The sequence below is a fragment of the Marichromatium purpuratum 984 genome (assembly GCF_000224005.2).
Taxonomy (GTDB): Bacteria; Pseudomonadota; Gammaproteobacteria; order Chromatiales; family Chromatiaceae; genus Marichromatium; species Marichromatium purpuratum.
The window spans coordinates 1,750,475-1,773,197 of the sequence record NZ_CP007031.1 but is presented as its reverse complement, the minus strand read 5'-3'; the positions used below and the strand labels follow the sequence as shown (position 1 = coordinate 1,773,197).

General features: G+C 66.0%; 19 protein-coding genes and 1 tRNA gene. 9 read left to right on the top strand and 11 right to left on the bottom strand.

Translation table 11 applies throughout. From position 1 onward, the window contains the following. Positions 1-107: 107 nt before the first annotated feature. Both MARPU_RS08025 and MARPU_RS08020 read right to left on the bottom strand, forming a co-directional pair. Positions 108-1,025 carry a bile acid:sodium symporter family protein gene (locus tag MARPU_RS08025; RefSeq protein WP_005223887.1) on the bottom strand — a complete coding sequence of 306 codons (918 nt, stop codon included), beginning with the start codon at positions 1,023-1,025 and terminating at the stop codon, positions 108-110. 40 nt (positions 1,026-1,065) lie between these two features. After that, positions 1,066-2,343, bottom strand: coding sequence for an O-acetylhomoserine aminocarboxypropyltransferase/cysteine synthase family protein (locus tag MARPU_RS08020; protein WP_005223886.1), 1,278 nt, complete (start codon positions 2,341-2,343; stop codon positions 1,066-1,068). A gap of 178 nt (positions 2,344-2,521) precedes the next feature. Here MARPU_RS08020 and MARPU_RS08015 point away from each other — a divergent pair, with 178 nt between their 5' ends. Together MARPU_RS08015 and MARPU_RS08010 are read left to right on the top strand one after the other, a co-directional pair. Next, positions 2,522-3,376 (top strand): pentapeptide repeat-containing protein, encoded by an 855-nt coding sequence (locus MARPU_RS08015; RefSeq protein ID WP_005223885.1) that lies wholly within the window; start codon positions 2,522-2,524, stop codon positions 3,374-3,376. Between the two features lie 106 nt (positions 3,377-3,482). Next, a complete protein-coding gene (locus MARPU_RS08010; RefSeq protein WP_005223884.1) occupies positions 3,483-3,704 on the top strand; it encodes a hypothetical protein in 222 nt (73 codons plus the stop codon). Positions 3,705-3,740: 36 nt separating this feature from the next. Here MARPU_RS08010 and MARPU_RS08005 read toward each other — a convergent pair whose 3' ends face one another. Further along, positions 3,741-4,481 carry a lytic transglycosylase domain-containing protein gene (locus tag MARPU_RS08005; protein ID WP_005223883.1) on the bottom strand — a complete coding sequence of 247 codons (741 nt, stop codon included), beginning with the start codon at positions 4,479-4,481 and terminating at the stop codon, positions 3,741-3,743. Positions 4,482-5,175: 694 nt separating this feature from the next. Here MARPU_RS08005 and MARPU_RS08000 point away from each other — a divergent pair. Continuing rightward, positions 5,176-5,703, top strand: a complete 528-nt coding sequence (locus MARPU_RS08000) for a YcbK family protein (protein WP_005223882.1) — start codon at positions 5,176-5,178, stop codon at positions 5,701-5,703. A 129-nt stretch (positions 5,704-5,832) separates the two neighbouring features. Here the strand turns inward: MARPU_RS08000 and MARPU_RS07995 are convergent, their stop codons facing one another. Continuing rightward, a complete protein-coding gene (locus tag MARPU_RS07995; RefSeq protein ID WP_005223881.1) occupies positions 5,833-7,665 on the bottom strand; it encodes an RNB domain-containing ribonuclease in 1,833 nt (610 codons plus the stop codon). A 220-nt stretch (positions 7,666-7,885) separates the two neighbouring features. Here MARPU_RS07995 and ygfZ point away from each other — a divergent pair, with 220 nt between their 5' ends. After that, positions 7,886-8,926: a CAF17-like 4Fe-4S cluster assembly/insertion protein YgfZ gene (gene ygfZ / locus MARPU_RS07990; RefSeq protein WP_005223880.1), complete on the top strand. Its 1,041-nt coding sequence runs from the start codon at positions 7,886-7,888 to the stop codon at positions 8,924-8,926. 14 nt (positions 8,927-8,940) lie between these two features. Here ygfZ and lysS read toward each other — a convergent pair whose 3' ends face one another. Both lysS and prfB read right to left on the bottom strand, forming a co-directional pair. Then, positions 8,941-10,470 carry a lysine--tRNA ligase gene (gene lysS / locus MARPU_RS07985; RefSeq protein ID WP_005223879.1) on the bottom strand — a complete coding sequence of 510 codons (1,530 nt, stop codon included), beginning with the start codon at positions 10,468-10,470 and terminating at the stop codon, positions 8,941-8,943. 17 nt (positions 10,471-10,487) lie between these two features. After that, positions 10,488-11,586, bottom strand: a protein-coding gene (gene prfB / locus MARPU_RS07980; protein WP_005223878.1) for a peptide chain release factor 2 whose coding sequence is annotated in 2 segments (ribosomal slippage) — positions 10,488-11,510 and positions 11,512-11,586 — 1,098 coding nt in all. Because the reading frame shifts where the segments join, the coding sequence is not laid out codon by codon here. 348 nt (positions 11,587-11,934) lie between these two features. Here prfB and MARPU_RS07975 point away from each other — a divergent pair. The 5 genes from MARPU_RS07975 to MARPU_RS07955 all read left to right on the top strand — a co-directional run bounded on the left by MARPU_RS07975 (position 11,935) and on the right by MARPU_RS07955 (position 14,773). Then, on the top strand, positions 11,935-12,660 hold the full coding sequence (locus tag MARPU_RS07975) for a transposase (protein ID WP_005223877.1): 726 nt from the start codon (positions 11,935-11,937) through the stop codon (positions 12,658-12,660). Then, positions 12,657-13,040, top strand: coding sequence for a cupin domain-containing protein (locus MARPU_RS07970; protein WP_005223876.1), 384 nt, complete (start codon positions 12,657-12,659; stop codon positions 13,038-13,040). The genes MARPU_RS07975 and MARPU_RS07970 overlap by 4 nt, the downstream gene beginning before the upstream one ends. Positions 13,041-13,054: 14 nt before the next feature. Continuing rightward, positions 13,055-13,663 (top strand): flavin reductase family protein, encoded by a 609-nt coding sequence (locus MARPU_RS07965; protein WP_005223875.1) that lies wholly within the window; start codon positions 13,055-13,057, stop codon positions 13,661-13,663. Next, positions 13,660-14,550 carry an alpha/beta fold hydrolase gene (locus MARPU_RS07960; protein WP_005223874.1) on the top strand — a complete coding sequence of 297 codons (891 nt, stop codon included), beginning with the start codon at positions 13,660-13,662 and terminating at the stop codon, positions 14,548-14,550. Before MARPU_RS07965 ends, MARPU_RS07960 begins: the two co-directional genes overlap by 4 nt. 148 nt (positions 14,551-14,698) lie before the next feature. After that, positions 14,699-14,773, top strand: a tRNA-Val gene (locus MARPU_RS07955). Between the two features lie 166 nt (positions 14,774-14,939). Here the strand turns inward: MARPU_RS07955 and MARPU_RS07950 are convergent. The 5 genes from MARPU_RS07950 to MARPU_RS07930 all read right to left on the bottom strand — a co-directional run bounded on the left by MARPU_RS07950 (position 14,940) and on the right by MARPU_RS07930 (position 22,691). Next, a complete protein-coding gene (locus tag MARPU_RS07950) occupies positions 14,940-15,890 on the bottom strand; it encodes a diguanylate cyclase (protein WP_005223873.1) in 951 nt (316 codons plus the stop codon). Then, entirely contained in the window at positions 15,887-20,413 is a 4,527-nt protein-coding gene (locus tag MARPU_RS07945; protein ID WP_005223872.1) for a PAS domain S-box protein, read from the bottom strand. Before MARPU_RS07945 ends, MARPU_RS07950 begins: the two co-directional genes overlap by 4 nt. Positions 20,414-20,530: 117 nt before the next feature. Continuing rightward, complete coding sequence (locus MARPU_RS07940) at positions 20,531-21,070, bottom strand: hypothetical protein (RefSeq protein WP_005223871.1); 540 nt, start codon at positions 21,068-21,070, stop codon at positions 20,531-20,533. An 87-nt stretch (positions 21,071-21,157) separates the two neighbouring features. Further along, complete coding sequence (locus MARPU_RS16620) at positions 21,158-21,469, bottom strand: hypothetical protein (protein WP_005223870.1); 312 nt, start codon at positions 21,467-21,469, stop codon at positions 21,158-21,160. A gap of 139 nt (positions 21,470-21,608) precedes the next feature. After that, a complete protein-coding gene (locus tag MARPU_RS07930) occupies positions 21,609-22,691 on the bottom strand; it encodes an adenylate/guanylate cyclase domain-containing protein (RefSeq protein ID WP_005223869.1) in 1,083 nt (360 codons plus the stop codon). Positions 22,692-22,723: the final 32 nt, after the last annotated feature.

The following is a 22,723-nucleotide window of genomic DNA, read 5'->3' as shown; positions in this document are numbered from 1 at the left end:
CTTCGCGCCAGTGATTGAGGACAGACCACCACTGGCGGCTGGCGGCTGATCGCTGGAAGCTCTTCCCCCCTTTGCGCGCTTTGTGCCTTCGCGGTTCAAGATGCGGTTCAAGCCCCAGACGGCGGTGGCCGCCGCGACCACCAGGCGGCGAGCAGCGCGCCGGAGAGGTTGTGCCAGATCGAGAACAATGCGCCGGGCAGTGCCGCGGCGGCGGAGAAGGACTTGATCGCGAGCGCCACGGCGAGCCCCGAGTTCTGCATCCCGACCTCGATCGCCAGGGTCCGCGCCCGCGCCTCGCCCTGCCCCAGCAGGCGCGCCAACGTATAGCCCAGACTCAATCCGGTGAGGTTGTGCAGCACCACGGCGAGTGCGACCAGCGGCCCCAGGGTGACGAGCTGGTCGTGATTGAGCGCCACGATCACCGCGATGATGAACACGATGGCCGCCACCGAGACCAGCGGGAAGATCCGCTCGAACACCGCCAGCCGTGACCCCAGCAACCGGTTGACCAGCACCCCGAGGGTGACCGGCACCAGCACGATACGCAGGATCGACCAGAACATGTCGAGGGCGGGGACCGCGACCCGCTCGCCGACATAGAGCAGGGTGAGCACGGGGGTGAGCAGCACCGCGAGCAGGGTCGAGACCGTGGTCAGGGTGATCGAGAGCGCGAGATCGCCGCGTGCCAGATAGCAGATGACGTTGGAGGCCGTGCCACCGGGGGCGGCGCCGACCAGCACCAGCCCGGCGAGGAGTTGCGGCGGCAGGCCGAGTGCGAGTCCGATCGCCCAGGCGGCGAAGGGCATCAGCAGATATTGCAGGATCACGCCCAGGCCGATGACGCCGGGACGACGCAACACCGCAGCGAACTGACCCGGGCTCAGGGTCGCGCCCATGCCGAACATCACCACGCCGAGCAGCGGCACGATACCCGGCGCGAGCGTACTCAGCGGCGCGGGAAAAGTCAGTGCCAGCAGGCTCGCGAGCAATGCCCAGAGCGGAAACAGCGAGGTGATTCGATCCATGACGAACGCGCCCCCGCGCCGGATGCGGGGGCTTGTGCGATCAGGACGAGGCGGTGAGCGCCTGGTCGAGGTCGGCGATGATGTCGTCGACGTGTTCGAGACCGACCGAGAGCCGGATCAGGTCTTCGCTGACCCCGGCGCGCGCCATCTCCTCGGGCGAGAGCTGGCGGTGGGTGGTGGTCGCCGGGTGGCAGGCGAGCGTCTTGGAATCGCCGATGTTGACCAGTCGCAAGGTGAGCTGGAGCGCGTCGATGAAGCGCGCGCCGGCCTCGCGACCGCCCTTGATGCCGAACGAGAGGATGGCGCTGGCCTTGCCGCCGTCCATGTAGCGCTGGATCAGCGCGTGGTCGGGGCTGTCGGGCAGACCGGCATAGCGCACCCAGGCCACACGCGGGTGGTCCTGCAGGTACTGGGCGACGGCGAGTGCGTTCTCGCAGTGACGATCCATGCGCACCGGTAGCGTCTCGATGCCCTGCAGCACCAGGAAGCTGTTAAAGGGCGCGAGCGCCGCCCCCATGTTACGCAGCGGCACCACCCGGGCACGGGTGATGAAGGCCGCCTCGCCCATGTCCTGGGTATAGACCACGCCATGATAGGACGGATCGGGCTCGTTGAGCATCGGGAAACGCTCAGCGTGCTCGGCCCAGGGGAACTTGCCCGAATCGACCAGCATTCCGGCGATGGTGGTACCGTGACCAGCCATGTACTTGGTCAGGGCGTGGACCACGATATCGGCGCCGTGCTCGAAGGGACGGTGCAGATAGGGCGAGGGTACGGTGTTGTCGACGATCAGCGGCACGCCGTGGGCGTGGGCCATGTCGGCCATCGCCTGGACATCGGCGACGTTGCCGGCGGGATTGCCGATCGACTCGCAGAAGACCGCCTTGGTCTTGGCGTCGACCAGGGCGTCCATCGCGGCGATGTCGTTGGGCTCGGCGAAGCGCACCTCGATACCGAGCCGCGGCAGGGTGTGGGCGAACAGGTTGTAGCTACCGCCGTAGAGCCGCGAGACGGCGATGATGTTGTCGCCGGCCTGCGCCAGGGTGAAGATAGCGTTGGTGACCGCCGACATGCCGGAGGCGAAGGCCAGACCACCGACCCCGCCCTCCATCGCCGTGACCCGGCGCTCGAGCACGTCGGTGGTGGGATTCATGATCCGGGTGTAGATATTTCCCGGAACCTTGAGGTCGAACAGATCGGCGCCGTGCTGGGTATCGTCGAAGGCGTAGCTGGTGGTCTGGTAGATCGGGGTCACCACCGACTTGGTGGTGGGATCGGGTTCGAACCCGGCATGGATGGCAAGAGTTTCGAGTTTCATGGCGCTTCCTGTTGAATGGTCTCGTGAATCGCCCACGAGCAGCGACGACCGCCATCGGTCGCCGAACCGAGAATCTTATCCGCGTGATCGACAGGCTGTCGATCGGCCGGGTCGACGCGGGAAGCGTCAACGGCCCAGGCCCACCCAACAACGACAAGGACCAGGAGGAGATCCCGGCATGATCGAAATCAGACACCGCGACAGTGGCGAGGTGCTGGCGGAAATCGAGCGTGACACTCTCGTCGGCGCCGATCTGCGCGACATGCGTCTCGACGGCGCCGACCTCTCGGGGCTCGATCTCAGCAGCGCTGATCTCAGCGCCAGCGATCTGGTCGGCGCTCGACTGCACGGGAGCTGTCTGCGCGAGGCGATCCTGGTCGGCGCGCAGCTGCGCGCGGCCGATCTCGCCGAGGCCAACCTGACGCGCGCCCGCCTCGGTGCCGAGCGCCCGGCACGCGCGGCAATGCTCAACGCCGCACGACTGGCCGGCGCCGATCTCAGCGGCGCCGACCTGCGCAACGTCGAGCTGCGCCAGGCCGATCTCGCCGGGGCCACCCTCGCCCATGCCGACCTGCGCGGTGCCGACTTCCAGGGCGCCAACCTGGTCCGGACGCGGGCCCATCGCGCGCTCCTGATCAAGGCCAATCTCGCCGAGGCCGATCTCAGCGGCGCCGACCTGCGCGACAGTCATCTCAACGATGCCAACCTCACCCGCGCCCGGCTCTGTGAAGCCGACCTCGGCAGCGCCTTCAGCGATGGCTTCACCGTGCTCAATCTCGCCAATCTCGAAGGCGCCGATCTGCGCGGCGCGCGGCTCTGCCATGCCTCGGCGCAGGACGCCAACTTCCGCTACGCCGATCTCACCGACGCCGATCTCACCGATGCGGTGCTCGGCGGCGCCATCCTCCATCGCGCCGATCTCACCGGCGCTGACTTCACCCGGGTGGAACTGGCCAGCGTGACCCTGGAGTTCGCCAACGTCTCCAAGGCGCGCAACGCCCAGGTGCCCTCCTACAAGAAGAACCTGCGCTGACAGATACGGGCGCCGGCAGTGCCCCACCGGCGCCCGACTTTGCGATACACTCGAACGCCACCTCACAGGGATCGAGCCGCCCGAGGGCGGTATCAGGAGTGCCCGCATGCCGTATTTCGTCTACAGCATCACCCAGCAGCCGCTCAAGCTCGAACACCTCGACACCTTCGAGCACTACCAGGACGCTCGCGCCCTGGTGCGCAGCCGCCGCCAGGCCGCAGAGGCTCCTCCAGGCGTCGACTATCGACTGATCTTCGCCGCCCAGCAGGGCGAGGCCGAGCGTCTGCTCTCGACCCCACGCGACGAGCGCGTCATCGGCGAGGACTGAGCACGTGCGGCGCACGCGCGACCGCGCCCCTTCGGCTCAGTCGTCACCCGGCACACTCGAAATGGTCATGTGCACCGGACGCTCGGCCCACAGATACTGCAACACCTTGCGCACATAGGCCTGGGTCTCGGCATAGGGCGGAATCTTGCGACCATGCTTGAGCACCGCGCCCTCGCCGGCGTTATAGCCGGCCAGGGCAAGGCGCAGGTCGTTGTCGAAGAGATCCAGCAGATCGCGCAGATAGGCCGCGCCACCGCCGATATTGTCAGCCGGATCGAAACTATCGGCGACGCCGTAGCGTGCTGCCGTGGCCGGCATCAGCTGCATCAGCCCCTGGGCGCCGGCCGATGAGACAGCGCGCGGATCATAGGCCGATTCGGCGCGGATCACTGCGTGCAGCAATGCCGGCGAGAGCCCGTGACGTCGCGCGTTGGCCGAGACCAGCGCCTCGTAGCGCGCGCGCCGGGCTCGCAGGGAGCGGCTGAGCGGCTTGGCCTCGCCCCTGGGCGAGCGCTGGATCTGCAGTTGCGAGAATCTGGAGCGATTCTCGTCGGCGAGCTGGTCGGATTCACGGTGCCATTGCAGGCGGTACTGTCCACCCTTGAGCGGTACATCGCTGAAGTAGACGTTGCCGTGCGCATCGGCATATTTGTAGACGTCGGCCAGCGCCGTCGGTACACCCACCCAGCACAACAGCCAGACCCCCCCACCGAAGGCACGAAACAAGATTCGCCTCGCTCCCACGCCCGCTGATTTATCAGTGCGTTGCGCCGACATCATGCGCCTCCCTGAAGTGAGCCCGACGACCATCGTCGCCACACCTGGGTTGACGTTCATTACCCGAGACGAACGGCAGGAATCTCTGTGCGTTCCAATCATGAAACAACAACCCCACCCATCATTCAACCACGATTGTCAAAGCGAATAAAAAATCGGCAAGACGCGAAAAATATAATCGAAAAAACCTGAAAAACACAAAAGCAGAATACTGGCCAAAAAAAAGAAAATACTTTAACTCAAATCATTGAATAATCACTTCATCAAAACCAACAAAAACAGCAACTTGAATCAAAAACAGGACATTCAATCCCGCATCAAGGAAGACAAGACACCAAACTTAAAGTGAACTCAAAAGTCAGAATTAACAAATCACTTCATTTATTAAAATAAGAAATATAGAAAAACGTTAACAAAGCGTTACCAATAACACTTCATGTTTTTTCTCAGGTTTTCAAATAATCAATATTTGGCAACATCCATTTGACTCAATCGGCCGTATGGATATAATGAAAATCCCATGGAGCGGGCACATGCACAGGATGTCGACGTTATCTCGGGCCGGCCGCCCGCTCTCAGCTGCTCCGCTGTCGAACGCAATGCCGTTATTTACACGCCATGCGTTCATGCCGGATGCCTTGGGCAAAAAACCTTCGCCATACAATCCGTTGAACATCATGTACCGGGGGGGAACATGAACAGACGCCATTTCCTGGGGCTCGCTCTATCGACCGCAGCCGCGCCCGTATTGGCCAAGTCGCCAAGCGAGCGCCCACGGGTGCTGTCCCTGCATCACATGCACACGGACGAGAAGATCGCCGTCACCTACCGCATCGGAGATCGCTACCAACGCGCAGCGCTGGGCAAGCTCAATCACTTCTTCCGCGACTTCCGCACCGACGACGTCGTCGCCATCGACCCGCAACTCTTCGACATCCTCTACGACGTCAAGCTGCGTCTCGGCGATCCCGACGCCACCTACCAGATCCTCAGCGCCTACCGCTCGCCCCGCACCAACGCGATGCTGCGCCGCACCTCGCGGGGCGTCGCGAAGAAGAGCCTGCACATGACCGGCCAGGCCGTCGATGTCCGCTTCCCCGACCTCTCCACCCGCCACCTGCGCGATACCGCCGTCGCGCTCAGTCGTGGCGGTGTCGGCTACTATCCGCGCTCGAACTTCGTCCATCTCGACACCGGCACGGTGCGCCGCTGGGGCGCCTGAGGCCGCGCGACCCGGATGGCGCCTGCTGCCGAGGGAGACAGGCGCCATCCGCAGAGCGCCTGCCGGAGCGCTTCAGGCTTCGGCAGGAAGACACAAAGTTTGTAAGGGTATACCCGAATCCGCGACAGCTCAACCGAGTACGCGGAAACTCACGCTCAACTCGGGCAGATCGACATCGGCGAGCGCCAGCTTGAGGGTGTCGTTGAGCGCCAGCCGCTCACGGGTCCGTATCCGCGCCTCCAGCGCCAGCTCGGGCACCAGCACCACCGCCCTGCGCTCCTCCAAACCGACCACCACGCCTTCGCCCCGCCATCCGGGGTTATCGCGCAGATAGACCAGCTTCCAGTGCTGGTTGGAAAGTCGCTCGCCACGTCGCACCGCGGAGGCGGCCAGCTCCGCCTGCGCGACCCGCTCCATCACCTGCTCGCGATCGAGCGGCGTCGCGCCAGCGAGCCAGGCCCGCAGTTGCTGATGGACCAGCAGATCGGAATAACGACGCAACGGGCTGGTGGCGCGGGTATAGAGCGGCAGCCCGAGTCCTGCGTGAAGGTCGGGCTCGCACAACAAGCGGGTCGGCTTGAAGCAGCGCCGGCGCGCATACATGCTCGCCAGATCGCTGGCCTCCTCGGCCGGGTCAGGCGTGGCCTGGGTGGCGAAGGGGATCGCCAACCCCTGCTCGAGACAGAGCCGCGCGGCGGCCTCGCCGGCCATCAGCATGGCGTCGGTGACCAGCTCGCGGCTCTCGAGCCGTAGCAGCGGCCGGATCCGCACCTCGCCGTCCTCGACACGCACGCTGACCTCGGGCAACGCCAGACGGGTGGCGCCATTGGCCTGGCGACGGTCGTGAAAACGCGCGATCGTGGCGCGTAGCGCGGCGAAGGGCACCTCGTCGAGGCGCTGCTCGACCTCGCCATAGGTCAGGCGCTGCACCCTGACCCAGCTGCGATGGACCTCGAGGTCGCGCAGCTCGCCCCGCTCATCACAACGCATGGCGAAGGAGAGGGCCGGCGAGACCGGCTGCAGCCCGAGTCCGAGCCGGGTGGTGGTCTCAGACGGGAGCATCTTGACCATGCCCTCGGGCAGATAGAGGTTGGCACCCCGGCTGCGCGCCTCGAGATCGAGCGGACCGTCCGGCGCGACCAGCGCGCCGACATCGGCCACGTGGACCCAGATCCGCTCGCCCTCGAGACTCAGGGCGTCGTCCGGGTCCTCGTTGCCCTCGTCGTCGATGGCGAAGGCCTCGAGATGGGTGAGATCGAGCCGCGGCTCGTCCTCGTCAAGCGTCGGCACCGCGAGCGCGGCGTCCTCCCCGGGCACGCCGCGACGCGCCGGATAAGGATTGTGATTGACCGGCCAATAGGCGACCTCGACCAGCGCACGATGGGCATGCTCCGGGGTCTGCGGATAGCCGAGCGCCTCGAGGATGCGGCTGCGATCGGTCTGTCCCAGCGCCAGCCGCTCGACCTCGGCGAGTCGACTCCGGTCCTCCGCTGTCGGGGTGGCCGCGCGCATGCGCTCGAGAAAGGCCTTCCAGTCACGCTCGGCGGCGGCCTTGGCCTCGCGCTCGGCCCGATCGCGCTCGACCTCGGCACGCGCGCGCACCGTGATCGACTCGGGGGCGCCGCAGAAACGCAGCCCCTCGGCAACCAGCAGCCAGCTCGCCCAGGCCGTCACCGGGGTGAACTCGGCGAAGGCCAGCTCGGCGAGATCCTCGAGCGTGGTCTGCTCGCCCTCGAGCAGCTCCCAGGCATCGTCCACCGCGCCCTCGGGAAGCCTTTCCAGCTCACCGAGCGAACGCAGCGGCCCCGGATGCAGCAGCGCGATATCCTTGGGACGCACGCGCTTGGTACTGCCGCCGCCGAGCTGGATCTCGATCTTGTCGCCGACGCCGAGGACACGGGCCGGATGGGTCTTGTAGAGCACCAGACTGTCTACGGGCGGGGTCGCTTGATATCTCGACAAGGGGCTGATCTCTCCATATGGATGAGGGCGCGCGAACGGATGCGCGGACACCCTACTGGCTTCGGGTTGTGGATGCCGACGGTGGCGCAGACGGCCACCCGGCGCGACCGTCTCCCGGACGGCGTACAAACCGCCGGGGTTGTCTCGGGCACGCTTCGGTCGCATAAGGATTGGCAAGTTCCCAATCAGCAACCGAAGGTTCCCAAGGCAGGGGTTGATGATGACGCAATGGCGAAACTTTCTCGATGCACGCGGTGCCCGATTCGACGATCTCGGTCAGGCCCGCTTTCCCGAACACCCGGCCGGCGAGGCATGCCGACTGTTCGCGCTCACCCAGTTCGACGCCCTGCTCGCCCGGGGCGAGAATGCCCCGGACTTCCTCCAGGGACAACTCACCAACGATGTACGCGAACTTTCCACCGAGCACACCCAACTCACCGCGCTCTGCACCCAGAAAGGACGCGTGCTGGCCTGCGGACGGCTGGTTGCGCTCGACGAGACCCGGGCGTTGCTGCTGCCCGCCGAGCGCATCGAGGCGGCGCTTGCTCACCTGCAGCGCTATGTACTGCGTAGCCGCGTACGACTCGAGGGTGCCGGCGACCAGCTGCTCGCGCTCGGTCTGGCTGGTGCCGAGGCACCAGCGTTGCTCGAGCAGCTCGAGCTGGCGGTCCCGGCGCACGCCAACGAACTCGCGCGGCACGACGGGGTTGCGGTGATTGCCCTGCCCGACGCCACACCACGCTATCTGCTGCTCGCCGAGTTCGAGCGCGCACGCGCACTGTGGGACACGCTGGCCACGCGCGCGACACCGAGCGACGGGGCGATCTGGCGACTGCTCGACATCCGCGCCGGGCTGCCCAGCGTCCATGCCGGAACCGCCGAGGCCTTCATCCCGCAGATGCTCAACCTGCAACTGATCGACGGGGTGAGCTTCAACAAGGGGTGCTATACCGGACAGGAGGTGGTGGCGCGGATGCAGCATCTGGGCAAACTCAAGCGCCGCATGTACCGCGCCACTCTCAGCCTCGAACCCGCCGAGGCACCGGCGCCACAACCGGGCGATGTCCTGTTCGCAGCGGCGAGCAGCTCGGGCCAGGCCAGTGGTCGGGTAGTCGACGCCGCGCCACACGGCGCCGGATGCTACGAGCTGCTGGTGGTCCTCGAGATCGCGATCGCCGAGCATGGCGAGGCGCGGCTCGGCGAGCACGGGCCGGTGCTGAAGGTCCAGCCCCTGCCCTATGCCCTCGAACCCGCGGCCTGAGGCGGTTGGGTGGCTCAGGCCGCCGAACCGCGCCCCTCGGGTCGCATGTGCGGGAACAACAGCACGTCGCGGATCGATGGGGCGTCGGTGAACAGCATCACCAAGCGATCGATGCCGATGCCCTCGCCCGCGGTCGGCGGCATGCCGTGCTCAAGCGCACGCACATAGTCGGCGTCGTAGTACATCGCCTCCAGATCCCCGGCTTCCTTCTCCTCGACCTGCTTGCGGAAACGCTCGGCCTGGTCCTCGGCGTCGTTGAGCTCGGAGAAGCCGTTGGCCAGCTCGCGCCCGCCGACGAAGAACTCGAAGCGATCGGTGACGAAGGGGTTGGCGTCGTTGCGCCGCGCCAGCGGCGAGACCTCGGTCGGGTACTCGGTGATGAAGGTCGGGTCCATCAGCCGGTGCTCGGCGGTGTGCTCGAACAGCTCGATCTGCACCTTGCCCAGCCCCCAGCTCGGCTTGACCGCGATGCCCATCCCCTCGGCGACGCAACGCGCGGCATCGAGTTCATCGATGTCGGCGGCGGTGAGCGCAGGGTTGAAGTGGAGGATCGCCTCGCGCACCGTCATCCGCGCGAAGGGCTTGCCGAAGTCGTAGCTCGCACCCTGGTAGTCGAGGGTGGTACGCCCGAGCACGCGCTCGGCCATCGCCCGCAGCATGTCCTCGGTGAGATCCATCAGGTCGCGATAGTCGGCGTAGGCCTGATAGAACTCGAGCATGGTGAACTCGGGGTTGTGCCGAGTCGATAGTCCTTCGTTGCGGAAGTTGCGGTTGATCTCGTAGACCTGCTCGAAACCACCGACCACCAGCCGCTTGAGGAACAGCTCGGGAGCGATACGCAGGAACAGATCCATGTCGAGCGCATTGTGATGGGTGACGAAGGGGCGCGCCACGGCGCCGCCCGGGATCACCTGCATCATCGGGGTCTCGACCTCGAGATAGCCGCGTGCGTTGAGGTACTCGCGCATGAACTGCACGATCGCGGTGCGCACCCGGAAGGTCTCGCGGGTGGTGGCGTTCATGATCAGATCGAGATAGCGCTGGCGGTAACGGCTCTCCATATCGGTGAGGCCGTGGAACTTCTCCGGCAGCGGGCGCAGCGATTTGGTCAGCAGGCGTACGCTCTCGCACTTGACCGACAGCTCGCCGGTACGGGTGCGGAAGAGCACCCCCTCAACGCCGAGGATGTCGCCGAGGTCGAGGTCGCGCTTGAACGCCTGATAGGCGTCGGTGCCGAGCTGGTCGCGCTGCACGAACAGCTGGATGCGGCCGCTCGAGTCCTGGATGTGGGCAAAGCTCGCCTTGCCCATCACCCGGCGGCTCATCAGACGGCCACCGAGACGCACGCGCACCGGCTGTGCCTCGAGCGTCTCGCCGTCGACCTCGGCATAACGCGCCAGCAGGTCGGCGGCGAGGGCATCGCGACGGAAGTCGTTGGGGAAGGCCGCACCCGCCTCACGCAGCGCGGCGAGCTTCTCGCGCCGCTGCGCGATCAGCTTGTTCTCGTCGGTGTCGACGGCGGGCTGTTGTGCCTGTTCGGTCATCTGGGTCTCCGGTGTCGTCACAGGCCGCTCTTGAGGCTGGCCTCGATGAAGGGGTCGAGGTTACCGTCGAGCACCGACTGGGTGTTGCCGATCTCGACGCCGGTGCGCAGATCCTTGATCCGCGACTGGTCGAGCACGTAGGAGCGGATCTGGCTGCCCCAGCCGATGTCGGACTTGCTCTCCTCCAACGCCTGCTGGTCGGCCTGACGCTTCTGCATCTCCAGCTCGTAGAGCTTGGCGCGCAGTTGCTTCATCGCCTGATCCTTGTTCTTGTGCTGCGAACGGTCGTTCTGGCACTGGGTGACGATGCCGGTCGGGTTATGGGTGATACGCACCGCCGACTCGGTCCGGTTGACGTGCTGACCACCGGCGCCGCTGGCGCGGTAGACGTCGATGCGCAGATCGGCCGGGTTGATCTCGATGTCGACGGTGTCGTCGATCTCGGGGGAGACGAACACCGAGGCGAACGAGGTGTGACGGCGGTTGCCCGAGTCGAACGGCGACTTGCGCACCAGACGGTGTACGCCGGTCTCGGTGCGCAACCAGCCGAAGGCGTACTCGCCCTCGAACTTGATGGTGGCCGACTTGATGCCCGCGACCTCGCCGGCCGAAGCTTCCATCAGCTCGGTCTTGAAACCGCGGCGCTCGCCCCAGCGCAGATACATCCGCAGCAGCATCTCTGACCAGTCCTGGGCCTCGGTGCCGCCGGAGCCGGCTTGGATGTCGACGAAGGCGTTGTTGGCATCCATCTCGCCCGAGAACATGCGCCGGAACTCGAGTTCGGCGACCCGGGCCTCGTAACCGGCGAGATCGGTCTCGAGCGCGGCGACGGTGTCGGCGTCCTCCTCCTCGACAGCCATCGCCAGCAGGTCGTCGGCGTCGGCCAGCCCCGAGGTGAGTTCATCGATGGTCACCACCACCGCTTCCAAGGTGGCGCGCTCGCGACCGAGCGCCTGGGCGCGGTCTGGCTCGTTCCAGACGTCGGGGTCCTCGAGTTCGCGCAGGACCTCGGTCAGACGCTCTTGACGGCCATCGTAGTCAAAGATACCCCCTAAGGGACTGCAAGCGTCCCTTCAGGTCATTGATCTGCGAGGCGATCGGATTGATGTCGAGCATACGGGGCTCCAGCGGGTAAAACGTCCAATGATAATTCCTCGGCACCAGCCAATGCCACCCCGGAACCGGGGTGCTCAGCAAGCAGCCGACATCACGCGCCACGCTCGACTGCCCTCCCCGGGGTGATGCCGACAACGGCGGCGGTACATAGCAACCGCCTCGCTCACCCCTTGGATCGCCGGCCGAGCGGCATTCGCCGCACCGATCTCCGGGGTCATCTAGACTCAACACCGAGCATGCAGTCTTCGCGCCACTCAGGCCCCGAGATCGGTCCTGTCATCAGTCTGCAATCCAGCGTCAGCTGACTATACTGCAAGGTAAGGCAATCAACCGGATCCGACCCTAGCCATGGCACGTCTACCTAGATTCGTCCTGCCCGGTTATCCGCAGCACGTCATCCAGCGCGGCAACAACCGCCAACGCATCCTCTTCGAGGAGGATGACTACTGGTTCATCTGGGAGAAGCTCAAGGCGGCGACCGAGAAGTTCCAATGCTCGATCCACGCCTATGTGCTGATGCCGAACCACTTTCATCTGTTGCTGACCCCGCACCAGGACAACGGCATCGGCAAGCTCATGCAGTATGTCGGGCGCTATTACGTCCAATACTTCAACGCCCGTTACGAGCGTACCGGCACCCTCTGGGAGGGTCGCTATCGCGCCACCCTCCTCGACCCCAAGGATTATCTGCTGCCGGTCTCGCTCTATATCGAGTCGAACGCGGTGCGCGCCGGGCTGGTCGATCACCCGGCCGATTACGGCTGGTCGAGCCACGGCGCCAACGCACTCGGCGAGGACGATCCGCTGACCACCCCGCACGCCGAATACAACCGGCTCGGGCGCAGCATGAAGGCCAGACGCGAACACTATGCGCGACTAGCCGAGACCCCCGTCAGCGAGCCACTGCTCGGACGCATCCGCGACTCCACCAACAAGGCCTGGGTACTCGGCGACGACGCCTTCTGCACACGCATCGCCAGCGCCCTCAACCGTCGCCCGCAACCTCGCCCCCGAGGTGGCGATCGACGCTCGGCGGCCTATCGACGGCGCGCGGCCGCCGCCGCGATGCAATGAGCGGCACCGAGATCCACCGCCCCGACCCCGGGGCGGAGTATTTTTTTGAGGAAGGTTGCTTCATCCTCGAGACCTGGAACCGGGCCGACGATCCCGAGGTCTCGATCGCGCGTGCCCGAGTCGCGCCCGGCACCGCGACCCGACTGCACCGACTCGCGGCGACCACCGAGCGCTATCTGATCCTCCACGGCAGCGGACGCATCGCGCTCGACGACGGCACCGACCAGGATGTCGGACCCGGCGACCTGGTCCGCATCCCCGCCGGGACACCCCAACGCATTGCCAACACCGGCATGGACGATCTGATCTTTCTCGCCATCTGCACCCCGCGCTTCCGCCCCGAGATCTATCAGGACATCGATCCGGCGCCGCGCGACTGACCCTGGAGATCCGCATGCGAGCGCCCTCGCCCCAGTCCGCCGCGACCATCGCCGAGGTGTTCGGTCTCTACGACCCACCGCTATGGCTGGTCACCGCCAGCGATGGCACGCACCGAGGCGGCTTCATCGCCAGCTCGGTGACTCGCGCCTCGATCGTCCACGAGGCGCCACGCCTGCTGCTCACCGTCGCGCGTCATCATCACACCTGGGAGCTGATCGAGCACAGCGGCCAGGCCGTGCTGCACCTGCTGCACGCCGACGATCTCGCCGCGGTGTGGCGCTTCGGTCTGGAGAGCGGACGTCATCGCGACAAGTTCGCCGGACTCGATGTCGCGCGCACCCCCAGCGGAATGCCGCGCTATACCGCCGCCCTCGCCTGGCTCGACACCGAGGTCGAACAGCGCATGGAGATCGGCGACCGCAGTGTCTACCTGCTCGCCGCGCATGCCGCCGGATACGACGGCACGGCGCCGGTGCTGACCGTCTCCGGACTGACCCGCGCACCGGATCCACGACTTGCCGAACTCGATCGGCTTTATGCCGCCGACCGCGCCACCGACGCCGAGGCCATTCGCCTCTGGCGCGCCAGAGATCACACCGACAGGGACACGCTACCGGCATGACCATCGCCACACCGCATGACCACCGCCTGAGGCTGGGCGACGGACGCCAGCTCGGTTATACCGAATACGGTGCGCCGGACGGTCGCCCGGTCTGCTACTGCCATGGATTTCCCAGCTCGCGCCAGGAGGCGGGCCTGCTACACCAGGCCGCGCGCATTGAGGGCATTCGTCTGATCGCTCCCGACCGCCCCGGCTACGGACGCTCCAGCGATCGGCCGGGACGCGAGATCCACGACTGGCCGGCCGATCTCGCCGAGCTGACCGAACGCCTCGGCATCGACCGCTTCGATCTCATCGGCGTCTCCGGCGGCGGTCCCTATGCACTGGCCTGTCTCGCCGCCCTGCCTGCGCGCATCGGACACTGCGCCCTGATCTGCCCGCTCGGCCCGATCTATCTCGCGCCGGTCCGCCGCGCCATGGCCCCTGGCGTGCGCGCCAGCCTGTCGCTCGCACGCCGTCTCCCGGGATTGACCGATCGCTTCTACACCGGCCCCGTCCCGGCACTGCTCGCCGCCCGTCCCGAGGTGGTCGCGCGGTTGCGCTATCGCAACGCCGCCGCCCCCGATCGCGCCGTACTCGATCGCCCCGAGGTCACCGCAGCGCTCGATCGCACCATCGTCGATGCGATGCGCGAAGGCGCTCACGGCGCTCGCCGCGACCTCAGTCTCTACCCACGCCCCTGGGGCTTTGAGCCAAGCCACATCGACCAACCGATCAGCCTCTGGCACGGTGATACCGACAACACCGTCCCGGTCGCCCACGCCCATTGGTACGCGCGCCACCTCTCCGGCTGCCGGGCGCGCATCGTCCATGGCGAGGGCCATTATTCGCTACCGGTCCGTCACGGTCACCGCATCCTCAAGGGGCTGATCACAGTCCATGACTGACACGAGCATCCGCGCCAGCACAGCGCGACGACGACGCACACAGCCCCTCGGCGACCTCGACCAACAGGGCCAGACCTGAAAGAAGAAAAAAATCGTGGCCAGGGGTTGACGAACCCCGGGGGCGGCATTAATATTTGCAGCCTCTTCAGGGCGCATAGCTCAGCGGGAGAGCACTGCCTTCACACGGCAGGGGTCGGTGGTTCGATCCCACCTGCGCCCACCAAATTCCGCAAAAAAGCCGGCTTCAAGCCGGCTTTTTTACGTCCGCCGATCACACCGACCGTACCCATCGGTCCCCGGGTGCACCTGCGCCCACGCCTCTCCCCAACCGTCGATCAACTCACCCGACGACCTGATACCGATCAATCTCGGCGCTTGACACCTACCACTCACACCGCAGGCTCGACACGATTGCGCCCGCCGGTCTTGGCCAGATAGAGATTGCGATCGGCAACACGCAGCAGCGCCTCGGGCGAACTCTGCTCATCGGGAATGATGGTGGCACAGCCGAAGCTCGCGGTCAGGCAAGGTCCCTCGCCCCGCTCCACAGCGGTGTTGGCGAAACGGATCTGGATCTCCTCGCGGATCCTCTCGGCAAGTGCCCTGGCGCTCCCGGCGTCGGTCTCGGGCAGCAGTAGCACGAACTCTTCGCCACCATAACGCGCGAGCAGATCGGCCGGGCGCTTCAGATGGGCCGCGGCACAGCGGGCGATGCCCCGCAGACACTCATCGCCGACCAGATGCCCCCAGGTATCGTTGACGGACTTGAAGCGGTCGGCATCGACCATGATCACCGAAAGCGCGGCCTGGCGCCGCCGCCCGCGCCGCCATTCGCGTTCGAGCTGCTGATCGAAGACACGCCGATTGGCCACCCCGGTCAGGCCATCGCGCTCGGCGAGCAGCGCGAGCAGGTCGGTCTTGCGCTTGAGCTGCACATGCGTGTTGATCCGCGCCCGCAGCACCGCCGCCGAATAAGGCTTGGTGACGAAGTCCACCGCTCCGGCCTGCAACCCCTCGGCCTCGAGATGAGGATCCTGGTCGGCGGTGACGTAGATCACCGGGATCTCCGCGGTGAGCGGATTGGCGCGCAGCTGTCGACACATGTCCAGTCCATCGATGTCGGGCAGGTGGTAGTCGAGCAGGATCAGCTCGGGGACATCGGTGGCCAGACGCAGTGCGTCCTTGCCGTTGGTGGCAATGATCAGGGTGTAGGCATCGCCGAGGATCTTGGCGATCAGGCGCAGACTGGTGGGGTCGTCCTCGACCACCAGCAGACGCGGTCGCTCCGGTTCGGTCAGACGCTCATAGGGATCGCGGACATCGACGATCGGCGCACTCATGATGTCAGTCTCTCTCTGATGATCTGCAGTGTCTCCAAGGCCTGTGGGTAGGCGAACCCATCGACCTGCGCCAGCAGGGTATCGACCCGTTCGGCGGCATCATGCCCGCCCAGGCGCGAGCGCAGTTGCCGCAACAGCTCATCCGGCACCATGCGGTGCCCCTGTAACAGCGACTCCAGCTCCGCGATCAGCATCTGCGCGGCATCCAGATCCTGCCCACTGTCATCGACCTCGCTCACTGGCGCATCGCCATTCGCGGCAAGATCCTTGGCCAGCGCGGCACGTAGCGCGACCATGCCCGACTCGAGCGCGGCGAGACATTCGGCCTGCAGCCCGTCGATGGTCTCGTCATCGACCGCCGAGGCCAACGCGCGCTCCAATGCCTGCGCGGCATGCTGCACCCGTACCGCACCGACATTGCCCGCCGCGCCCTTGAGGGTGTGCGCCAGGCGTTGCGCGCTCTGCTCATCGGCGGCGGCGAGCTGTGCCGGCCAGTCGGCCACATCGCGCAGGAAGCCATCGAGGACGGCTCGCAGCACCGCCTCGTCGCCGTCGAGTCGCTCGCGCGCCGAGGCCAGATCGAGTTCTTCGAATGCGGCGGCAGGCTGCGGAGCGGTGTCGGAGACAACATCCACAGCCTCCGCCATCCCCGCCTCGCCCCCGGACTCTGCGCCACCGGGCAACCAGCGCAGCAACACCGAAACGAGCTGACGTGGGTCGACCGGCTTGGCGATGAAGTCGTTCATGCCCACCGCACTCACCCGCTCGCGATCGCTCTCGAATGCCGCGGCCGTCATCGCCACGATCGGCACCTCACGTCCTCGCGCGGTGGCGCGCAGCGCAGCGGTGGCCTCGAAGCCATCCATCTCCGGCATCTGCAGATCCATCAACACCAGGTCGAGAGGGTGTTCGGCAAAGCGCGCCAGCGCCTCGCGACCATTGTTGGCCACGGCGACCTCAAGCCCCATCTTGCCGAGCATCGCCAACGCGACCTCCTGGTTGGTCTGGTTGTCCTCCACCAGCAACACCTTCGCACCACGGATCCGCTCGGCACGAGCATAGGGGCTGACCGCCGTCGGGCGCGGTTCGGGCAGGTGCACTTGTCCATGTTGCTGCAGCTCGACGATGGCATCGAACAGGGATGACTGAGTGAAGGGTTTCCTCAATACCATGTCGGGTTTCACCGACGCCTCGGCAACCGCCCGCAGCAGCGCCTGATGCTCATAGGCGGACACCATCACCACGGTGGCCGGTCGATGACCGAGTGCGTCGGCACCGTGCACCTGATCGAGTAACCGCAACCCGTCATGACACAGCATCCGCCAGTCGGCCAGCACCAGCGAGAACGGCTCGGCTCGCTGATCGGCCTGCAGGATGCGATCGAGCGCATGGTCGGCGTCGGCGACACAGTCGACCACCAGGCGCCAGCCACCGAGATAACGCGCGAGAATCTCGCGCGCCTCGGCATGGCTGTCGACCACCAGTACCCGTCCGGGTGTGAGCGCCTCGACATGGCCCGCAACAGCCACGCCATCAGCGATCTCGAGCGGCAGCGAGAACCAGAAGCTGCTGCCCTCACCCTCGCGGCTGTCGACACCGATGTCCCCCCCCATCAGCCGGATCAGTCGATCGCAGATGGTCAGCCCCAATCCAGTACCGCCGAAGCGACGCGTGGTCGAGATATCGGCTTGGCTGAAGGGCTGGAACAACCGTGTGGCCTGCTCGGTGCTGATCCCGATGCCGGTATCGCGCACCTCGAAGCGCAGCCATCGCTGGGCATCCTCCACCCCTTCCCCCCGCACCGCGAGGATGACATGTCCCTGATCGGTGAACTTGATCGCGTTGCCGAGCAGGTTGTTGAGCACCTGCCCCAGACGCAACGCATCGCCACGATAGCGGCCAGTCAGCGACCGGGGCGCGTCGATCAGCAACTCCACCCCTTTCTCCGCGGCGGTGACGGCGAACAGCTCGGCGCTCTCACGCAGCAGTTGATCGAGCACGAAGGGAGTCATTTCCAACTCGACCTTGTCGGCGTCGAGCTTGGAGAAGTCGAGGATGTCGTTGAGCAACCCCAGCAGCGCCCGGGCCGAGCGCCGGACCTTGCCCACCAGGTCACGCTGATCGGGCTGCAGCGGGGTGTCGAGCAGGATCTCGAGGAAACCGAGCACGGCGTTCATCGGCGTGCGCACCTCGTGGCTCATATTCGCCACGAAGTCGCTCTTGGCGGCACTGGCCGCGCGCGCCTCGGCCGTACGCTCTTCCACTCGACGTTCCAGGTCGAGATTGAGTGCCTGCAGGTCGCGCTCGGCCTGCTTTCGCGCGCTGATATCACTGACCACGATCAGGCCACCGACCAGTTGCCCGCCTTCGTCGAACAGCGGAGCAGCGGCGATCTCCGCCGTCCACCGACGCCCATCGGGGAGGCACACCTCCAACTCCTCGGCGGGGATCGGCTGCGCCTCACGCACCGCGCGCTGTAGCGGCAGCTCATCGGCCGCCAGTCGCCGACCTTCGCGACAGTAGTGAACCAGGCTACCGAAGGCGTCAGGATCTTTCGAAGAGGCCGAGAGGTTGTCATCATCGCCGAGCCCGAACAGACGTCGCAGCGCGGCATTGCCACTGACACGACGACAGTCGAGCGTACTGGTGAAACCGACGCCCACCGGCAGCGCCTCGAGCAGCGCCTCGAGACGCGCCGTCATCGCCTGCAGGCGCGCCTCGATACGCCGCCGCCGGGTGACGTCCAGGGTGATGCCGCCGAGCTGGCCGTGCGCGCGACCAGCAACGGGATAGAGACGACCACGGGCACTGATCCAGTGTTCGCTGCCATCCGGCCACAGCGTCCGGTACTCGGTGGCATAGTCCTCCCCGGTGCGCACCGAACGCTGCACCAGGGCATCGACCCGCTCACGGTCGGCCGGGTGCAGCGCCTCGAGGAAACGCCGATAGCTGACCTCGATGTCGGCCGGGAATCCGAACTGGGCCTTGCACCGGTCACTGAAGAAGACCACGTCGCCGCCGATGTCCCAGTTCCAGACCCCGGCCTCCGCGGCATCGACGGCCAGGCGCAACCGCTCCTCGCTGTCGCGCAGCAGCTCCTTGGCCTGCTTCTGTTCGGTGATGTCGAGCACCAGAGCGACGATATCGGTCACCACACCGGCACCGTCACGCACCGGCGCGATGGCCACCGTCACCCAGATGCTCTCGCCATCGGGACGACGACAACACTTGTCGAGCATGCACGAGCGCCCCTGCTGCAGTACGGTCTCGAACATCCGTGCATCGGCTTGCGGATCATCGGAGGTGGCGAGATCCGCCCAACGGCGGCCGATCAGGTCTTCACGGTCGCGGCCGACGATCTCGCAGAAGCGTGCATTGACCTGCCGCAGCGCGCCCTGCGGAGACATGACGATCATCCCGGCGAGCCCCTGATCGATGAAGCTGAGCAGACCGCGCTGGGCCTCGAGACGCATCGCCGCCTCGCGCATCTGCTCGACCCGACGCTGACTGCGCTGCAGTGCCCAGCCGGCGCCGAGGATGACGACGAACAACCCAGCGAGGATGGCGGCATAACGCAGCCAGACGGCGGTGATCTCGGCGCGATAGACCCAGCGCGGCACATGATCGACCACCTTCCAATGTCTAACGTCGACACCCTCGAACCGCGCCGGATCGCGCGCCACGACCTGCGCCGGCACCAGGGTGTCGAAGCTCCACAGACCGTCCTCGTCCTCGAACTGACCACGCATCGCGCCGGAGATCCGTGACCAGGCCGTGGGATGGCGCGCCGCGAGGCTCAGCTCGGGACGTCCGCGCATGAACCCCCAGGCATCCTCGGGGCGCGTCGCGCGCAGCCAGTAGCCCTCGCGGTTGAGCAGCCAGGTGTCGACTTGACGTCCACCTCCCATCGCATCGAGCAGGCGCGCGCCCAGATAGTTGATGACGATGATGCCGCAATCGCTCCCCGTGCGATCGGCCACTCGCGCGGCCAGGCGCAGCACCGGCTTGAAGGGTTGCTGGACACCGCCGTACTCGACATTGAGATCGAGCGGCGAGACATAGATGTCGCCAACCGCCAATGCCATGGTCGCAGTGAAGTAATAGCGTGCCGACTTGTCCTGCAGCGCGATCGGAGCGGCCCCTCGCGGCCCCTTTGAAGACTGATCGATACGCACGCGCTCCATGCCGCTCTCGTCGATCCAGCGCACCTGGTCATACTGCGGCTTGGCCGTCATGAAGGCCCCCCAGTCGCGCTGCAGCGTCGACTGGCTCACCCCCAACGCATCGGCACAGGTGTCCAGCGCCTGCCCCTGTGTCAGATAGCGCAGGTCGCGACCGACCTCACCCAACATCCGTTGCAGGGTGGCCGTGTTGAGCAGCGCCGCCTGCTTACTCTCGATGAAGAGCCGCACCGTCACCTGCTGGGTGGCCGCCCAGGCGGCGAAGCCGACACCGACCAGGGAAGCCAGGGCCGCAGCCATCAGCCAGACCAGCTGAGAGGTCTGCAATGCCTTCCAGCTCATGCGCCCTGCCTCCGTGGAAAGTATCACCGCATGGGTATAATCGGCGCGCGGCAGCGCCTTTAAACCCCCAGCCCCGTCGATTGCCGACGAAACGGCCTGCGTACGACACGCCTGCAGCTAGTCGCTCGTCTGCAGCCGTGCCAGCGGTTCGGGTTCGAGAGCGGTCTCGATCGAAGCGTCGAGGGCATCGCCTCCGGTGGCGGGCACGCAACCGAGTGCCTGCCCGAGCACCTGGTGGCTACGCTCGGCGATGAACTCGACCGACAGTCGACGCTCGGCGAACAACACCCGGCGCTCGGCAGCCGTGTCCAGATAGAGCAGGTCTGTCGTACTCGGCGCGAAGGGACGGCGGCTGATTCGCGCAACGCGCCCCAGGTTCAGCCCACGCCCATCGTCGAGCAACACCAGATGCGGAGTCAGCCCGCGCGCCGGATCGGGACGCGGGAAGTCGAGCACCGCGAGCAACTCGTAGGGACGATCGCTGAGATGGGCGCCGAGCTGGCCGACGCCCTCGATCAACTCGACCAAATAGACGGTCTCACCGATGGCCCCCCGCAACCGCTCGACCTGACGCTGATACCCCACGCCTGGCCAGAGCCGGTCGTCGCCCGCTCCCGGCGTGATCGCTACGGATTCACAGTCTGCTGCATGGCTCATGATGCCTCCTCGGCGCTGCTCGACTGCTCGGCAGTCTGACCCAGCGGCAGGGGTTTCGGAAGGGCTGGGATCGCGGAAGGAGCAGGATCAGGCGTAGACGTCCACGCCCAATACCTCTTCGACATAGGCCCGCTCCTGATGCTGCTGGACGGATTCATAGGCGTCGAGGGCACGTCGGGTACGTGGATCGGTACCGTTGTTGGCAACGAGCAGGTCGCGCGACTCCTTGCGCGCCTGGAGGCGCTCGGCGCGCTCGACCTCGGCCACCGGCCGGGCGATGCGCTCGGCCTGATCGGCGCGCGGCTGCAACTGCTCTGGGGTGGCCTGGGGCTCGCGCTCGCGCTGCTGATCGAGCGGCAGCGGATAGAGCGGATGCAGCGAGGCGTTGGAGATTTGCATGAGCGCTGTCGGTTCGGGCGTCCACTGCGGCGGGACATCAGGACGCGGACGCACCCCAATATCGCAATCCTTGCCCGCCAGGTCGGACTGGTGTCGGCATTATTGCCGATACAGGCTGAAAATCAACGACCTGCCCCTTTCAGTGCCCCCAGAGCATGTGATCGACATAACGCTTGACCCGACGGTGGCTGGGGGTGTCGATGGCGGTGAACTCCAGACTGGTACGATAACTGCTCTTGTCACGCTTGGAGCGCAGCACCCGCGCATAGACCTCCATCGCCTTACCGGAGCCGATCTCGGGGGCGAGCGAGAGCAGGATCTCGGTGCAGGGCGGTAACACCACCGGCAGATCGGCACTCATTCCATAATAGCTGAGGTCGTGCACCTTGCCGACGAAGGACTCGGAGAGGATGCGCTTGGCCACCACCTGACGGAACTCCACCGGGAAGTCGACCGAGATCCGTGGCGCCTTGCGTGGCTCGACCTCGGGGACCTCAAGGCGCTGCGGCCAGTCGACCGCCCTGAGTTCGTAGAGCGTGACCGGTCTCGCCTTGCCCTTGACGGTGACCTGATTGATCGTACCGATCTCGATATGATCACTGGCACCGGCCTGGGCCGATTCGCTGAGCAGCACTTGGCCGCGCAGACTGTAGTTCTCGATCCGCGCGGCCAGATTCACCGGATCACCGATGACGGTATATTCGTTGTGGAGTGGCGAACCGAAGCTCCCGGCCATCAACCGACCACAGCTGACCGCAACCCCGGCATAGAGGCTCGGCTCGTTCCAGGCGCGATGATCACGATTGAGCGCGACCATCGCCCGCTGCATCTCCACGGCGCAGGCGAGCGCGCGCAGCAGATCGTCGTCACGTCGCTCGGGGACACCGAAGACGGCCATCACCGAGTCCCCCATGAACTTGTCGACCACCCCGCCATAACGGGTGACCAGCTCGACCATGCGGGTGAAGAAGCGGTTGAGCAACCGCACCATCACCTCGACCGGCTGTGACTCGACCAGTGCGGTGAAGCCACGGATATCGGCGATCACCACGGTCGCTTCGGTGGCGACGATCGGCTGGGACTCGAGCAGGAAGTCATCGAGCTGATCGCTCAACCGTGCTCGCAGCGCGTCGATTTCGACGGCCACCGAGGGCGGGGTGCCGACGCCCTCGATCGCGGCGAGAATTCGCGCGAACAGCAGTTGTTTATCTTGATGTTGCATGAGACCGGACGAACTCCGCCACGTCAGAAATT

Coding starts and splice junctions, on each gene's coding strand:
- MARPU_RS08025 (WP_005223887.1), bottom strand. CDS start 1,025: ATGGATCGAATCACCTCGCTGTTTCCGCTCTGGGCATTGCTCGCGAGC.
- MARPU_RS08020 (WP_005223886.1), bottom strand. CDS start 2,343: ATGAAACTCGAAACTCTTGCCATCCATGCCGGGTTCGAACCCGATCCC.
- MARPU_RS08015 (WP_005223885.1), top strand. CDS start 2,522: ATGATCGAAATCAGACACCGCGACAGTGGCGAGGTGCTGGCGGAAATC.
- MARPU_RS08010 (WP_005223884.1), top strand. CDS start 3,483: ATGCCGTATTTCGTCTACAGCATCACCCAGCAGCCGCTCAAGCTCGAA.
- MARPU_RS08005 (WP_005223883.1), bottom strand. CDS start 4,481: ATGTCGGCGCAACGCACTGATAAATCAGCGGGCGTGGGAGCGAGGCGA.
- MARPU_RS08000 (WP_005223882.1), top strand. CDS start 5,176: ATGAACAGACGCCATTTCCTGGGGCTCGCTCTATCGACCGCAGCCGCG.
- ygfZ (WP_005223880.1), top strand. CDS start 7,886: ATGACGCAATGGCGAAACTTTCTCGATGCACGCGGTGCCCGATTCGAC.
- lysS (WP_005223879.1), bottom strand. CDS start 10,470: ATGACCGAACAGGCACAACAGCCCGCCGTCGACACCGACGAGAACAAG.
- MARPU_RS07975 (WP_005223877.1), top strand. CDS start 11,935: ATGGCACGTCTACCTAGATTCGTCCTGCCCGGTTATCCGCAGCACGTC.
- MARPU_RS07970 (WP_005223876.1), top strand. CDS start 12,657: ATGAGCGGCACCGAGATCCACCGCCCCGACCCCGGGGCGGAGTATTTT.
- MARPU_RS07965 (WP_005223875.1), top strand. CDS start 13,055: ATGCGAGCGCCCTCGCCCCAGTCCGCCGCGACCATCGCCGAGGTGTTC.
- MARPU_RS07960 (WP_005223874.1), top strand. CDS start 13,660: ATGACCATCGCCACACCGCATGACCACCGCCTGAGGCTGGGCGACGGA.
- MARPU_RS07950 (WP_005223873.1), bottom strand. CDS start 15,890: ATGAGTGCGCCGATCGTCGATGTCCGCGATCCCTATGAGCGTCTGACC.
- MARPU_RS07945 (WP_005223872.1), bottom strand. CDS start 20,413: ATGAGCTGGAAGGCATTGCAGACCTCTCAGCTGGTCTGGCTGATGGCT.
- MARPU_RS07940 (WP_005223871.1), bottom strand. CDS start 21,070: ATGAGCCATGCAGCAGACTGTGAATCCGTAGCGATCACGCCGGGAGCG.
- MARPU_RS16620 (WP_005223870.1), bottom strand. CDS start 21,469: ATGCAAATCTCCAACGCCTCGCTGCATCCGCTCTATCCGCTGCCGCTC.
- MARPU_RS07930 (WP_005223869.1), bottom strand. CDS start 22,691: ATGCAACATCAAGATAAACAACTGCTGTTCGCGCGAATTCTCGCCGCG.